Below are 15,182 nucleotides of genomic sequence, written 5' to 3' on the forward strand. Positions count from 1 at the left end.
TTATTCCTCCCAATTAATTAAACCTTTTTTCTTCATGTTACGCATAATTCTACGCTCAATCTTTCGATTAAAACGAGTCATAAATCCATCTGTTTTTGCAACTGGAACAACTAAAATCGTATGCAATCCAACACGATTACCTCCAAGCACATCTGTTAATACTTGATCTCCAATCACAACTACTTCTTCCGCACGTAGATTCATTTTCGTTAGTGCTCGTTTAAAAGCACGAACAAGTGGCTTACGTGCACTATGAATAAACGGAATACCAAGTGGATCAGCAAAATCTTTTACACGTTGTTCGTTATTATTCGAAACAACTGTCACTTGAATGCCGTGTTCCTTCATTTTTGCAAACCATTCTTCCAATTGCGGTGTCGCATTCGGACGATCCCATTCAATCAAGGTATTATCTAGATCAGTAATAATTCCTTTTATGCCTCGGTTTTTTAATTCTTCAGGTTGAATATGATACACGTTTTTCACATATTCATTCGGTAAAAATAAACTCAATATCTTTCACCTCTTTGAGGAGTTTTGTAAAGTTCAACTTCCAATTTGAGAGTGATTTTCTCTCAAATTGGTTAGTTGAACTTATCGGGCTCTTACAGAAAGTCATTCTTCTCGTAATTTTCTGTAAGAGCGTGATAAATCATCTAACAGTTACTGTCTGTTAAAGTTAGATAAAATTTTTCGACAGCATTTTTCGATTATGCATCTGTGGATAAACTTGTACACAATTTCCCACCTGTTAAATTCAGGGAATTCGGAAATTATCAACAATTTTTACACATCTTATCCACTACAGAATGTGGATAATCAACAGATTGTGACATAAGACAATTTTTGGTACATTAAATGAGACAAATTTCCTTTTTCGCAGGAGGTGAACCGCCTTGACGGCGAAACATATGGAACAGTTATCTACTGAATTACTCACCGAGTCTTATTATAAAGCAAAAGAGCTAAAATTAAATCCTGACTTCATTTTACTTATTAAACAAGAAATTATTAGACGCTCATTAGAGGACAAGCTTTTAAAATCGTCTTGAGTATATATACAGTAAAACTTCCATAGGTGGCATTTAACCGCTTATGATTAGTTGAACGAGATTCCCTAAAGACTTACTGCCTATTATGCCAGAAATAGATACTGCTTCACCTGTAAAAAGAGCCATCTTATAAGACGGCTCTTTTATAATCGAGTTGCAACTTTCTCACCAACACGAACCTCTTGTCCACTAGCTAATGATTGAACGACTTCAACCATACCTTTTTCAAATAATAGCACGACTGTGGAGCCAAATGTAAAATAGGCCATCTCTTCACCCTTTTGCATAGTTTCTCTCTCATGCAACAGTTCAATACTATTCACAAACATTGCACCTACTTTAACAAGCGCCATCCGCTCGCCTTTGCTCTCTATCTCTGTTACAGATCGATAGTTTTTAGATAACGTATCTTTTCCATATTTCATACCTGCTGCATTAACAGGATATGACTTCCTTCCAAGTACAAAGCGCTCTGTCACTGTACCAGAAAGTGGACTGTGAATACGATGGTAGTGGCTTGGGCTTAAATAAATAACCATGTATGTACCACCTGCGTAACGCGTTGCCCTTTCGTCCGTACCAAGCATGTCTACAATAGAATACTGCTTTCCTTTGATTTCAAACATTTTTGCCTCATTAATGGGACCATGATCTGCAAAAACGCCATCAACCGGACTCACAATAGTAGACTCTTCTGTATCAATTGATCGTTTACCCTCTTTTAATTTACGCGTAAATAATTCATGAAGCGTTCGATACTCTTTTAAATCCTTCTCCATCTCATCTTGTTTAATTTGAAATACTTTCGCATAAGATGGAATAATAGTTGAGCTTAAACGAGACTGTGCAAATTTACGCAATATATAGGACGTAAAACGACCGTTTGTAAGTTCAATCAATAATCGATATAACGTACGTCGCAAACTGCGAAACCCCCTACTATGATATATAATGTTGGAATAAGACCCTTACATATAGTTTTTCCTATTCTTGTTTCTATATCATAAATTATTAGCACCTTTTAATATTACAGATAGAACCCATCATTTTCAACCGTGAACATAGATTTATCATAGAAGCTTCATTTTATTTAAAGAAGAAAAGTGCCTGCTTTCGAATAAAAGCAAGCACTTTTCTTCTTTAATGTTTCCCTTTCTTTTCCTTCTCCGCACGAACAAATTCATGAAACATCTTCATTAATGCCCGCTTCTCGATACGTGATACATAGCTCCGCGATATACCAAGTGCTTTCGCAATCTCCCGCTGCGTTTTTTCTTTCTCCATACCAAGACCAAATCGGTTTACAATCACTTCTTTTTCCCGTTCATCTAATATGTCGATATACTCTTTAATTTTCTCAAGCTCCATACTCAGTTGAATCGTATCAATTACATCTTCTGATTCTGATTTTAAAATATCGATTAAGGAAATCTCATTCCCTTCCTTGTCCTGTCCAATTGGGTCATGAAGAGAAACGTCTTTTTTCGTTTTCTTTAATACACGTAAATGCATTAAAATTTCATTTTCAATGCAACGAGCCGCATATGTTGCTAGTTTCGTTCCTTTTCCTTGTGAATAGCTTTCAATTGCCTTAATTAAACCTATCGTGCCAATGGAAATCAAATCTTCTGCATCTTCTCCTGTATTTTCAAATTTCTTCACAATATGTGCCACAAGACGTAAATTATGCTCGATGAGGAGATTTCTTGCATGCGCATCCCCTTGCTCCATAAGCTCTAAGTACTTCCTTTCCTCATCAGGCGACAACGGCTGTGGAAATGCATTATTTTTGACATACGATACGAAAACAAACATTTCATGAATCATATATCCAATTGCGGCGAACAGACTCAACCTCTTCACCCCCGCAAAAATAGTGGTCTTTACTATTTGTATGTGGGCGAGTGATTGTTTGTGTCTGTACAGCTTTATGGACAAGGCGAAAAACATTCCTTAATAGTTTGTTTTTTGTTTATTCATTTTCTAGATACAATCATTTCAAACTTTCCGCCAAATTGCTTTTCCCGTACTCGCATCTATATAGCGAATTTCTCGTCTATCGCTATAATCTCCATTATATTTCTCATTGATTTCTGCCGTTGTTTGGCTATAAATAAGTTGATACTGAGAAGGCTCTTGTTCACCTTCTTCAAACCACCTTAATTCTGCACGAAGCGATTGACAATACCGCTCTAACGCTTGCTCTTTACTCACTTTCACTACCTTGTCATAAGTGAGCAGCTTTTGAATAAGACTTTGCGATGTACCACTATACGTTCTTATTCGGCCGGTTTCTCCATCCACAACGACGCGCACCAACTCACCTTCTATCCGAATACCATTTACATATACGTAAAAATAAAAGTGTCCTGGATCTTCCTCATTCCGATCATCTTGATTGCTCCAAACCCGAAGATATTGTTCGTAATTTGGAAATGCCTTTCCTAAAAATTGTAGTGCTTTTGCAAAACATTGTTCACGAGTTAATACAGGTTTTCCTCCGTGACTTCCTTGCTCATAATATTCAAGCAATTCATTTGTTTCTTTATCTATTTTCACGATAATTGACGTTTCATACTGCAACATATGAAAATGTTGCTTCCAGTACGCATCGAAAGATTTGTCAGATTCTTCTGTATCACCTTGTTTATCTGGTAACTTTGCCCAAACAATTGTCTTCTCTGTTTCCCCCTCTTCTTCAAGTACTTTCTTCATGACGTTTTTATCAATATGAAATAAATGATCAATATTTACTTCCAGTTGTGGTTTCTCACTTAAAGCTGGCAATTCCCTTGTTTCAATCACATAATGACTATGATCATGCAAGTCTTCCCCAGTATGTACATGAATAAAAGCATGTGAAGGAATCGGTTCATATACAAGATAATAACCTTCTTCTATTTCACCATCCTCCCATTCAAACAACGAATTAGAGAGATGTATAAAGATAGGCTCCATACTCTGTCTTTGCTTCAACTGCTTTGTAACAACTTCTTTCTCTACAATAGAACACGGCCACAATGGTTTTTCCTTTATGCCCTCGTTTCTAAATTTAATAACACTCCCATCTACATCAACTTCAACTACACAACCTGTTCGAGGCAACGAATACCCATTTACTTCCTGCCTATATTCAATAAAAACACTCTCTTTTCTTTCATTCATATAAATAGCTGTACATTCTTTATATGTATGCGATGCATGTTGCTGCAAGAATGCATCCGCAATGCTTTTTCCTTGCTCTTTACTTACACTTAGCTGCTTTGGGGCACACTCTTTATGTATGGATAATTCCATTAACTCTCCTGTTTCTTTTTGTAAACAGACTTGAATGTATTCTTCAGGATTCTCCTGTTTCTCCCACCATAATAAATGAACATCTTCATTTACTTTTCCATCATCAACAACAAGTTTATAATCATATGGAATTTCAAGAATATGTGCTACCTGTTGCACTCTCTTTCTATCTACTTGATTCATCATATCCCCCTCCTATGACAAAAAATATATCTATTTCATATTACACGAAATTATCTTTATTTTGTATAAATGGGATTAGTAGGAATTTATGAAATTATGGCTGATTCCAAAAAAAAGTTCCCATTACAAAAAATATCATAATCACTATTAGCACTATACCGGAACCCCACAAAACCATTTTGTCTTTACCATTTTGCGGACCAACTAAAGAGAATACAAAAAAGACAACAAACTGAAACAATTTGTTCATACGGAATTCACATCAATCAATTAGTATAAAGAGTGTACAGATTTTACATACAATAAATCCCACATATAAAGGAGGAAAATCTAATGAAAACACGTTATCGCTTTATGATCTCATCATTCGCAGCATGTGCCTATATGATTTGGTATTTAGTTTAAGCAACCTTACTTTCCAAATACGAAAAAGGTGTGTATAAAATGGAGTTTAACCAAACAACAGTTAATTACTGGAAAGCATTTGTATTACCTTATACATTTGCTCTTGAAGAACTGAAAACAAAATTCGAAATTATGAACCGGGAAGCGCAGTTTCTAGAAGACTACAACCCGTTTGAACATATAAAAACACGATTAAAACAACCAAAAAGTATTATCAAAAAGCTAGAACGAAAAAACTTAGCACCAACTGTCGAAAACGCCCAACAACATTTATTCGATATTATCGGTATTCGAATTACATGTTGTTTCGTGGAAGATATTTATTATTTAAGAAAATTGATAGAAAAACGAACAGATATGGAAATCGTAGAAGTTAAAGATTATATTAAAGTACCAAAACCAAACGGCTATAAAAGTCTCCATATGATTATTAAGTACCCATTAGCATTAAATTCAGGAACACAAGATGTTTTTGCGGAGATTCAATTACGAACGTTAGCAATGGATTTCTGGGCAAGTTTAGAACATAAAATGTATTATAAATATGAAGGAAATATCCCTGAGTATTTAAAAAACGAATTACATGATGCTGCCATGAAAGCTGAAGAACTTGATGATAAGATGGCATCTATCCGCCAAGATATTGATGAAATTGGAGCGTGTTCAGAGCGCATTTTATTACCTGTGTAAAAGAAGTTCTCTATTTTAGAGAACTTCTTTTTATCCTTCCTCAATCACACGCACATCTTCTATCTTCCATACATCATTTTCTTTCCCTACGGTGTAACGCACTTTCTTTTGACCAGATTCTACTTTCTCTTTTGTTTCTACAACAGCATACTCTCCTTCAAAATTTTCTACATGAAAATCCAATAGGTCGATTTTTTTATTCTTATTTTTAAACTCTGCTTGTTTTTGGGCTTTTGTATCCTCTAACCCTAATGACTTTGTCGAAAAAAGTGCCATATGCCCCTCAAAGTTTTTCTCATTTATTGTTTGAATATATGAGTCTATTAACTTTTTAATTGTTTGTTCTTCTTTCTCCGGTATAGGCTTTGTCATCTTTTTATTTTTCTCTTCTTTATATACCGTTTCTTCCTTTTTCATTGTATCGTTTTGCACTTTTTCTTGTGAACTGCATCCGCATAATTGAAGACTCATGATTCCTACAATCCCCAATTTTTTTAGTACTCGTTTCATATATCTCCCCTCCAAACTGAAAAAGAAAAAGCAAGGCAAAGCAGCCCCGCTTTTTCTCCATATTAGCGTTTACCTTTATTTGGGTCACCGCCGCCAACAATATCAAATACACGTTTTGCTAAGTTTGTATTTTCTTGAACGCCAGCAAATAAATATTTTCCTGGTCCAAATGCATAGACACCAACATCTTCACCAGTATGACCATCTGTTGTCCATCCTGTATAAGAGCGCTTGTTAAAGATCGCTTCAATTGCATTATCAATTTTTGTTACATCTTTTGACGGTGCAACATCATTTACAGACTTCATTTCTTCTGGTGTTAATTCTAAATCAATATACTTTTTCAATGTTTCTTCAACATTTGCCCCTTTAGCAATTTCAGCCGCCATAAAGTCAGGTGTACGTTTTGCTGCTTTAATTGGTTTTACATCAAAATTGTACTCACCTTTTGTTCCAAGAGAGAAGCCGCCAGTAGAATGGTCAGCAGTTGCTACAACTAATGTATGTTTATCTTTTTTCGCAAACTCAATTGCTGCCTTAAATGCTCTTTCAAAGTCTTCCATTTCACTCATCGCTGCGACAACATCATTATCATGACCAGCCCAGTCAATTTGGCTACCCTCTACCATTAAGAAGAAACCATTTTTGTTTTTATTTAAGCGCTCAATTGCCGCGTTCGTCATTTCTGCTAAAGAAGGCGCTTTATCATTGCGATCAATCATTTTATCAAAACCGCCTGGTGCAAATAAACCAAGAATTTGGTCACTCTTATCATTTAATAATTGCTGACGATCTGTTACATAGCTATAACCATCTTTTTTAAATTCTTCTGTAAGATTGCGATCTTTTCTTACAAAGTTATTTACACCGCCGCCAAGAAGAACGTCTACTTTATGCTTACCATTAATTTTTTCATCGAAGTAATCATTTGCAATTGCATCCATATTTTTCCTACTAACATCATGTGCACCGAAAGCCGCTGGTGTTGCATGCGTAATTTCAGAAGTTGCAACTAAACCTGTAGATTTCCCGCGTTCTTTCGCTTGCTCTAGTACTGTCTTTACGTTTGTTTTGTCATTATCCACTGCTATAGCTGCATTATATGTTTTAATCCCTGATGACATTGCAGTAGCAGCAGAAGCTGAGTCTGTAATATTTTGATGCTCATCTTCTGGATATGTAACTTGTGTTCCTACAAGGTGTTTATCAAATTCCGTTTGCTCCATCTCAAATGTTTTTGGGTTATCTTTCATATAACGATGTGCTGTCATATAAGAAGGTCCCATACCATCCCCTATTAAGACAATTACATTTTTAATCTTTGTATCATTCTCTTTTTCGTCTGCTTTAATAACATCTGAACGTGTCATATTCCATGTAACAATTGAAGTAAGTGCTAACGATGAAACAACTGCAAATGGCCATGCTTTCTTCATAAATTTTTTCACTTTATAAGTCCCCCCTAAATTATTAATTCAATTCCCATTACCCAATGTAATAGAAAACTGTTAAGGTAAAATGAGAAAAATGTAAATGTTTTGTTAATTGTTGATGATTATCGTTACAATGTGCATTTCTTTGTCGTTTTATTTCTTGACCTAACATTATTTTTTTCATGTCAAACTGAATGTTTTGAATGCATATGCTAAAATGGATTAGCATATGGAAATTTAAGGGGGATAATATATGGAAGTAAAAATATTAAATAGATCTGATATATCACAGCTATTATCTCTTTGTGATGCTGTAGGATGGTTACACGATATGTCATTTATGAAGGAGCAATTCGAGACATACCTTTCTGTCGGTACTTTATTTGGTCATGATAACGAAGGTCAGCTCGTCTCTTGTATTGCTGTTTTTCCATATAAAACAGGATTTACTTCTCTTGGTATGCTTATTGTCCATCCAGATTTTCAGCGCAGAGGATTAGGGCGTTCTTTGCTAGATATTTGTATGAAAAATTCTCCGCCATTACAACCTGTTACACTCATTGCAACGGATGCTGGCGCGCCTTTATATCATGCATATGGATTTCATACAGTTACTTCTATTCATCGATTTGAACGAAATAAAACAACAACAAAATTCGGTTCCTTTGCTACTCGTACAATCACAAATCAGGACCTTAATACACTCATTCAATTCGATTACATAGCAAGCGGCGCTCATCGTTCTAAGCTGTATTCAATACTGTTACATAGAGCACACATTGCATTAAAAATCGAAAAAAATGATAGACTCGAAGCTTTCGCATTATGTATCCGAAAAGGAGATACCTTATCTGTTACTCCCCTTATCGCTAGCAATGAAGAGGATGCCTTGCATTTACTGCTATCCATATGTAACCAATGGAATGGAACTGTTCGTATCGATGTTCCACATACACAAAAAAGCTTTAGAGATAAACTGCTATCATTTGAGTTTGAAGAAACGCTGCTTTCTCCTTTCATGATAAAAAACGGAGAAAATCTCCCTGGTAAGCGCGATTTTATATTTACTATGATGGATGCAGCACTATGCTAGAAAGGGGAAACCATTTTGAAACGATGGAAGCTTTACATGCTCAGCTGCTTTGTTCTCACAACATTATCGAGCTGCAGTACAATCGAAAAACAAACAGAAAAAGCAACGCAAGTAAAAGAAACAATTGAAACAAAACTAGAGACAAAAGAAAAAATGATTGAAATTGATGGACAAACCATTTACTTCAAACAAATCGGGAAAAATAAACCTCCTTTACTTATGCTTCATGGCTTTGGAGGTTCATCAAATGGATTTAGTGATATTTATCCCGATTTAGCAAAAAATCATACCGTTATCGCTGTCGATATTTTAGGCTTCGGCCATTCTTCAAAGCCGATGGATTTTCGCTACTCCTTTCCAAACCAAGCAAACTTATATTATAAATTAATGAAAAAATTAGGCTATGATACATTCGCTATATTAGGACACTCTATGGGCGGAGAAATTTCTTTAAATTTAACATACTTGTATCCTGATGCAGTAACTCACCTTATTTTAACGGACGCCATAGGTGCAGAAACTTTACAGCACGGGAAAGGATCTCCAAAGCCAAAATTATCAAATGATTTAAGTACAGTCTCTACTCCGAAAGAATTTCGCGAGGAAGAGGTAAAGAATAAACGTGAAGATACAGCACATCATGATGAGCTGGGTAAAATGTGGCCGCGCCGTTTACGCATTAACGCTGATGAAATCCAACTACCAACGTTACTTATTTGGGGAAGACATGATCAAAGCGTTTCCTGGCAAAAAGGCGAAACGTATCATCAATTCTTAAAAAACAGTACATTTCATATTATCGAAGAAGGCGAACATGCACCATTTCGTCAACAGCCGAAAGAGTTTATACAGTATGTTGATGAGTTTTTCAAGAAGCATCCTACTAAGTCGTAATTTTTCGCAGACAATCACCTCAAATTCCTTAAAAGGGGTATCTCATGATGAGATACCCCTTTTATACACTAAGCAGCTTGATTTTTATAATTGCGTGATTTTTTATTGAAAATTTTTGATAAAATAAATCCATCTACACCAAATTTGCCAGCATTATAACCTGCAACTAGAATCAACATAGACAAAATTACTAATTGTGGATTCACGCCCGTTGACCCACTAAACATATAGGAAAAGTTCATTAAAAGGCCAAAAAATACAGCTGTTTTCGTTAAACAACCAACAATTAATCCTATTCCAACTAAAATTTCTCCCCATGTAACTAAAAAATTAAATAGCTCTACATTTGGAATTGCTACTTCTTTTAAAAAGGATGCCCACCATGATTGCACTGCTGGCTGAGCTCCTGATGCTTTTTCAATTGCTCCTTTTAAATAACCTGTTGCGTCAAATCCACCACCTGTTAGCTTTTTCATCCCTGCCATAAGCCACGTATATCCAATATAAATACGCACTGCTGCTAGTAAAAAGGACACTGCTTTGTTCTCTCTTAAAAACTGAATAACCATACATTCCTCCTAATTTTTGTGATTAAATAAATTACATGAATACAATAAAATTCATTATGAATGCTTTTTATCAATTTTGACAAAATACTTTAAACGTACGTTATATAACTACTTTTATTTGCAAATAAAAACTTGAACCTATAATAACATAAATGATATTGATTTTCATTACTATTTATAAAAAATTATTTTCTCAATATGAAATGTTCTTGTTCTATGAAAAAGCATATTTTTAGATGTATTTTGAGGTTGAGGTCTTACTCCCCCTTAGAGAGGATAAAACACCGTTATCTACTCTTGTTCATACAACATGTATTTCTACCATAATTGAATTTCATACATCCCTGTTTCCTCTAAAAAATCTTCCCTTGTTAACACTTGTTTCATCATATATTGCCTATATGCTGTAATCGTTCCATCATGAGAAACAATAACTACACGTGAAGTTTCTAACGTTTTACACCATTCTATGAAGCTACTAGCAGCCTTACAAAATGCAGCTTCTGCAATCGTATTAATCCCATTTCTCCATAACTCTTCATTCCGTTCTTCTACTAATGAAAATTGCGGAAATAATTGCTGAATGCTCTTCTGACTTAACATCTTGTCACAAGGCAACGTTCTTGCTCCTTCTCGATATGGGAAAATACGTGATGAAATATACGGATGAACAACTCTCCTACAAGCAACTTGCTCACTCCATAGCGCAGCTGTCTGTAATGTTCGGACTGCCGGACTTGCAATCAATATATCATTCTCACGTAAAGGAAGTTTTTCTCGTAGCGCTAATGCCTGCTCTCTCCCCTTATTAGTCAGGGATGGATGCTCTATTCGCAAACTATCTGGCAGATTGTTTGTATGCTCGCCTTCTCCGTGCCTTACAAAAATAAGATTCATATGAAAATCCCTTTCTCGTATTGAAATGAACTCTCTTCTTCACTGTTATCCTTCTCCTCTTTACAAAAAAATCCTCTCTTTATGTAAAAGAGAGGAGCAACGTATATATAAATTTCAGGGGGAAACATAGTAAGATCGTTCCATTCTTACAGGAGTTTACCATCTATACAACGAATGTAATACGTTACATAAAAATAGAAATGAGTGGTAACAATGATTCGTGAAATTACAGAAGCAGATGCAGCTCCTTTTTTGAAACTATGTCAAACAATTGATCAAGAAACAAATTTTTTGTTATTTGAGCCTAATGAGCGAAACTTTACGATTGAGAAGCAAAAATCTATGATTCAATCTCTTCTCTCTCCATATAATTCAACACTTCTAGTAGCTGAGAAAGATGAGCAACTTGTTGGATATATAATCGCTCGCGGCGGCGGAGTAAAGCGAAAGCAACACGCTGCATATTTAGTCATTGGCGTGCTTCAAGAGTATGCAGGTCAAGGAATCGGCAAACAATTACTACATGAAATTGAACAGTGGGCCCGCACCCAACAATTACTGCGTCTAGAATTAACAGTCATGTCTCATAACGAAATAGCCATTGCGTTATATAAAAAGATGGGGTTTGTGATTGAAGGTGAAGCTGTGCACGGTGTAATTGTTGATGGACAGCCAAGAAATGAATATTATATGGCGAAGATTTTATAACAAGTTGTAGTATTTCAGACCCTTTTTGTCCCTCTTAATTTCCGTTTACAAATAGGCAGTAGCGCCCTTGTTATCATCCCTATCGGATTTCCGATAAGGATTTTTTTGTTTATGCCAAAAGAAATATTAAATAATTCGGAATCTTGTGATAAAATTAAAAGCGCTTACATTATTCTGAAAGGAGCTGCGCGTATACCACATGTAACATCTTATTTTTTCACTTAAAAGGAGGATGTATATATGACTAAAAAAACAGAAATTCCATCACATTTAAAACCGTATGTATCAAAGCAGCATTACGATCAATACACACCAGTTGATCATGCTGTATGGCGCTACATTATGAGACAAAATCATAACTTTTTAAAAGACGTTGCACATCCAGCGTATGTAAATGGATTGCAATCTTCCGGGATTAACATAGATGCCATTCCAAAAGTAGAAGAAATGAATGATTGTTTGGCACCAAGCGGTTGGGGTGCTGTGACAATTGACGGATTGATTCCTGGCGTCGCATTCTTTGATTTCCAAGGACACGGGCTTTTGCCCATTGCGACAGATATTCGCAAAGTAGAAAATATTGAATATACACCCGCTCCGGATATCGTTCATGAAGCTGCTGGTCATGCTCCAATCTTACTTGATCCTACATATGCAAAGTACGTGAAATTATTTGGGAAGATTGGAGCAAAGGCTTTCTCGACAAAAGAAGAACACGAATTATTTGAAGCAGTTCGCCAATTAACGATTGTAAAAGAAAGCCGGACGTCTACACCAGAAGAAGTTATAGCAGCAGAAAAAGAAGTGGAAGAAAAACAAAAACATATTTCCGGTCTATCAGAAGCAGAACAAATTTCGCGTCTATTCTGGTGGACAGTAGAATACGGGCTAATTGGGGATCTACAAAACCCGAAAATTTACGGTGCCGGTCTCCTTTCCTCTGTTGGTGAAAGTAAGCATTGTTTAACTGATGCAGTCAAAAAAGTACCTTTCTCTATTGAAGCATGTATTCAAACAACTTATGATGTAACGAAAATGCAACCGCAACTGTTTGTTTGTCAATCGTTTGAAGAGCTTATTGACTCCCTTGAAGCATTCTCAGAAACAATGGCATTCAAATTAGGCGGTACAGAAAGTTTAGATAAAGCACTGCGCTCTGAAAATACAGCAACAGTAGAGCTAAACAGCGGATTACAAATTACAGGTACGCTCGCTGAAATCGTAAAAAATAAAAACGGCGAAGCAATTTATATGAAAACAAATAGCCCGACGGCATTAGCAATTCACCATACACAATTACAAAATCATTCTACAGCTGCACATCAAGACGGTTTCGGTACACCAATTGGCTTATTACAAAATGATATCGCATTAGAGTCTTGTACTGATGAAGAATTACGCACATTAGGAATCGTTATTGGTAATAAGGCTGAGCTTATTTTTAAAAGTGGTGTACATGTAATAGGACTAGTAAGTGATATGATTAGAAATAAAGAAAAAGTCGCTGTCATTTCGTTTACAAACTGTACAGTAACGCTAAAAGACCGCTTATTATTTGATGCATCATGGGGTACATTTGACATGGCAATTGGTTCGGCTATTACTTCTGTATTCCCCGGGGCAGCAGATCCAGCAGCATTCTTCCAGGCGGATGACGAAGAAGAAGCAACACCTACACCGCGTATTCAATCAGAACTAGAAAACATGTACGAAGCAGTTCGTAACATTCGTGGTGAAGGTTTACTACATGAACAGCACATAGAACAGCTTGTCGCGATTTATCACGTACTAGAACGATTTTATAAAAAAGAATGGTTACTGCGCCTTGAAATTTTAGAGTTGTTACAAGAATATAAAGTGGAGAAGCCAGAACGTGCAACATTGTTCCAACAACTTTCATCCTTTACAGATAATGAAGCTGTGCAGCGTTTAATCAATAATGGACTTGCCTTACTTCCCATAAAGGATGTGACAAATAATGCAACGACTAACCAATGAAGAGGTACAAGAAGAGTTAATGAAGTTGGATAAATGGACAGTAAAAGACAAAAAATGGATTGAACGAAAATACATGTTCTCCGACTACTTAAAAGGTGTAGAATTTGTTTCTGAAGCAGCCAAACTATCAGAAGAACGCAATCACCATCCATTTATCCTTATCCAATATAAAGCAGTGATTATTACATTGTCATCATGGAATGCAAAAGGATTAACAAAACTCGATTTTGAAATGGCAAAGCAGTTTGATGAGATGTTTTTACAAAATGAAAAAGCGATTATAAGATAAATTACAGTGAACCAGACAGAAACTTTTCTGCTGGTTCCTTTCATTTTATGTTACATTAGTCTTTCTTCAAAATCGTAGCTTTTAAGAAACGATCTACAAACCCTTCTGCTTTTACAACAAATAAATACAGACCCATTGTTAATAACGCTAAGTCTAATTCATATCCAGGATGTTTTCCATCTCCTAATAAACCAAACGGTCCGTTTACCTTTATAATTGCTCCAACTAAAATAAGTGCAAATAATAATCCTACGTATCTTACACCTAAACCGATAATTAATAACGCACCGCCAACTACTTCTACTGTTGCAACACCATACGCAAGACCACCTGGTAAACCAATACTTGTAAACCAACCTGCAATATTATCGATTCCTGCTTGAAATTTCTTTAAACCATGAGCAAAAAATATAATTCCTAATACAACTCGAATAATTAAATTACCAATATATTGATTCATCTTTTCTCTCCTTTTTGTTTTGTAATACAAAACTTTTATTAACATTACAAAACATACACTAAAAATTTTTATCCGTCAATTTATTTTTATTGAGAAAATATAAAAAAGATTTGCTATGATACAACTATCTGTTAATAAAAAGGAGCAGGGTCATTATGAATATCGGTTCGACAATACGTGAAATTCGCCAGCGCAGAGGAATTACAATTGCGCAAATTTGTGAAGGAACAGGGCTTTCTAAAGGATTTATGAGTCAAGTGGAAAACAATAAAACATCTCCATCTATTCTTACTCTCGAAACAATCGCTCATTTTTTAAATGTTCCTCTTCCTTATTTATTGTTGGAGCAAAAAGATCGGATGAAAATTGTAAAAAAAGAAGAACGGAAATATAGTATTTACGGAAAAGATCAACAAAAAATTGAACATGTAGCCGAGCAAGGCGGACTGCGTTTATCATTAGTAGAAATTCCTGTCGGCTTTCCGAAAGAAAACACACCAAATGCTCATGAAGGTGAAGAATGTCATCTTGTCTTACGCGGAAAATTACAAGTACAACACGGAGAAGATATTGCCATTGTAGAAGAAGGAGATTCGTTTTCTTGGAGCGCATGTGTACCACATATCGTTCGTAATATTGGTGATGAAGCTGCACTTCTTCTTATTTCAAGCCATACTGAAAATCGAAAACATGTATAATAAAAT

Annotated in this window: 17 protein-coding genes; 8 read left to right on the forward strand and 9 right to left on the reverse strand. The window is 35.6% G+C overall.

Features of this window, described 5'->3' with window-relative positions; translation table 11 throughout:
* On the reverse strand, positions 1-513 hold the full coding sequence (locus BM350_RS04675; protein WP_090916742.1) for a YqeG family HAD IIIA-type phosphatase: 513 nt from the start codon (positions 511-513) through the stop codon (positions 1-3).
* A 383-nt stretch (positions 514-896) separates the two neighbouring features.
* On the opposite strand from BM350_RS04675, the gene BM350_RS04680 reads away from it, so the two are divergent.
* Entirely contained in the window at positions 897-1,052 is a 156-nt protein-coding gene (locus BM350_RS04680) for a sporulation histidine kinase inhibitor Sda (RefSeq protein WP_139207688.1), read from the forward strand.
* 143 nt (positions 1,053-1,195) lie between these two features.
* Here the strand turns inward: BM350_RS04680 and BM350_RS04685 are convergent, their stop codons facing one another.
* The 3 genes from BM350_RS04685 to BM350_RS04695 form a co-directional block, all read right to left on the reverse strand.
* On the reverse strand, positions 1,196-1,975 hold the full coding sequence (locus BM350_RS04685) for a phosphatidylserine decarboxylase (protein WP_090916743.1): 780 nt from the start codon (positions 1,973-1,975) through the stop codon (positions 1,196-1,198).
* Between the two features lie 217 nt (positions 1,976-2,192).
* Complete coding sequence (gene sigK, locus BM350_RS04690; protein WP_090916745.1) at positions 2,193-2,906, reverse strand: RNA polymerase sporulation sigma factor SigK; 714 nt, start codon at positions 2,904-2,906, stop codon at positions 2,193-2,195.
* 144 nt (positions 2,907-3,050) lie between these two features.
* Positions 3,051-4,535 (reverse strand): YcdB/YcdC domain-containing protein, encoded by a 1,485-nt coding sequence (locus BM350_RS04695; RefSeq protein WP_090916748.1) that lies wholly within the window; start codon positions 4,533-4,535, stop codon positions 3,051-3,053.
* Between the two features lie 441 nt (positions 4,536-4,976).
* Between BM350_RS04695 and BM350_RS04700 the strand changes: the two genes are divergently transcribed.
* The gene (locus BM350_RS04700; RefSeq protein WP_090916750.1) at positions 4,977-5,627 is read left to right on the forward strand and encodes a GTP pyrophosphokinase; all 651 of its coding nucleotides are present in this window, start codon (positions 4,977-4,979) and stop codon (positions 5,625-5,627) included.
* A 30-nt stretch (positions 5,628-5,657) separates the two neighbouring features.
* Here the strand turns inward: BM350_RS04700 and BM350_RS04705 are convergent, their stop codons facing one another.
* Together BM350_RS04705 and BM350_RS04710 are read right to left on the reverse strand one after the other, a co-directional pair.
* The gene (locus tag BM350_RS04705) at positions 5,658-6,137 is read right to left on the reverse strand and encodes a hypothetical protein (protein ID WP_090916752.1); all 480 of its coding nucleotides are present in this window, start codon (positions 6,135-6,137) and stop codon (positions 5,658-5,660) included.
* A gap of 62 nt (positions 6,138-6,199) precedes the next feature.
* The gene (locus BM350_RS04710; protein ID WP_090916754.1) at positions 6,200-7,585 is read right to left on the reverse strand and encodes an alkaline phosphatase; all 1,386 of its coding nucleotides are present in this window, start codon (positions 7,583-7,585) and stop codon (positions 6,200-6,202) included.
* 238 nt (positions 7,586-7,823) lie between these two features.
* Between BM350_RS04710 and BM350_RS04715 the strand changes: the two genes are divergently transcribed.
* Together BM350_RS04715 and BM350_RS04720 are read left to right on the forward strand one after the other, a co-directional pair.
* Positions 7,824-8,663 (forward strand): GNAT family N-acetyltransferase, encoded by an 840-nt coding sequence (locus tag BM350_RS04715; protein ID WP_090916756.1) that lies wholly within the window; start codon positions 7,824-7,826, stop codon positions 8,661-8,663.
* 15 nt (positions 8,664-8,678) lie between these two features.
* Positions 8,679-9,557 carry an alpha/beta fold hydrolase gene (locus BM350_RS04720; protein WP_090916758.1) on the forward strand — a complete coding sequence of 293 codons (879 nt, stop codon included), beginning with the start codon at positions 8,679-8,681 and terminating at the stop codon, positions 9,555-9,557.
* 68 nt (positions 9,558-9,625) lie between these two features.
* On the opposite strand, the gene BM350_RS04725 is transcribed toward BM350_RS04720, so the two are convergent.
* Positions 9,626-10,126, reverse strand: a complete 501-nt coding sequence (locus tag BM350_RS04725) for a DoxX family protein (RefSeq protein ID WP_090916760.1) — start codon at positions 10,124-10,126, stop codon at positions 9,626-9,628.
* Positions 10,127-10,444: 318 nt separating this feature from the next.
* Positions 10,445-11,023, reverse strand: coding sequence for a histidine phosphatase family protein (locus tag BM350_RS04730; protein ID WP_090916762.1), 579 nt, complete (start codon positions 11,021-11,023; stop codon positions 10,445-10,447).
* 213 nt (positions 11,024-11,236) lie between these two features.
* Here BM350_RS04730 and BM350_RS04735 point away from each other — a divergent pair, with 213 nt between their 5' ends.
* From BM350_RS04735 to BM350_RS04745, 3 genes are all read left to right on the forward strand, one after another.
* Entirely contained in the window at positions 11,237-11,731 is a 495-nt protein-coding gene (locus BM350_RS04735; protein ID WP_090916764.1) for a GNAT family N-acetyltransferase, read from the forward strand.
* A 240-nt stretch (positions 11,732-11,971) separates the two neighbouring features.
* Entirely contained in the window at positions 11,972-13,729 is a 1,758-nt protein-coding gene (locus BM350_RS04740) for an aromatic amino acid hydroxylase (protein WP_090916766.1), read from the forward strand.
* Complete coding sequence (locus tag BM350_RS04745; protein ID WP_090916767.1) at positions 13,707-14,018, forward strand: 4a-hydroxytetrahydrobiopterin dehydratase; 312 nt, start codon at positions 13,707-13,709, stop codon at positions 14,016-14,018. Before BM350_RS04740 ends, BM350_RS04745 begins: the two co-directional genes overlap by 23 nt.
* Positions 14,019-14,073: 55 nt before the next feature.
* Here the strand turns inward: BM350_RS04745 and BM350_RS04750 are convergent, their stop codons facing one another.
* Positions 14,074-14,478 carry a DoxX family protein gene (locus BM350_RS04750; RefSeq protein ID WP_090916769.1) on the reverse strand — a complete coding sequence of 135 codons (405 nt, stop codon included), beginning with the start codon at positions 14,476-14,478 and terminating at the stop codon, positions 14,074-14,076.
* Positions 14,479-14,633: 155 nt separating this feature from the next.
* Between BM350_RS04750 and BM350_RS04755 the strand changes: the two genes are divergently transcribed.
* Entirely contained in the window at positions 14,634-15,176 is a 543-nt protein-coding gene (locus BM350_RS04755; protein ID WP_090916771.1) for a helix-turn-helix domain-containing protein, read from the forward strand.
* The last annotated feature ends 6 nt before the right edge of the window (positions 15,177-15,182 follow it).

Source organism: Bacillus sp. 103mf (assembly GCF_900116295.1).
GTDB classification, from domain to species: Bacteria; Bacillota; Bacilli; order Bacillales; family Bacillaceae_G; genus Bacillus_A; species Bacillus_A bruguierae.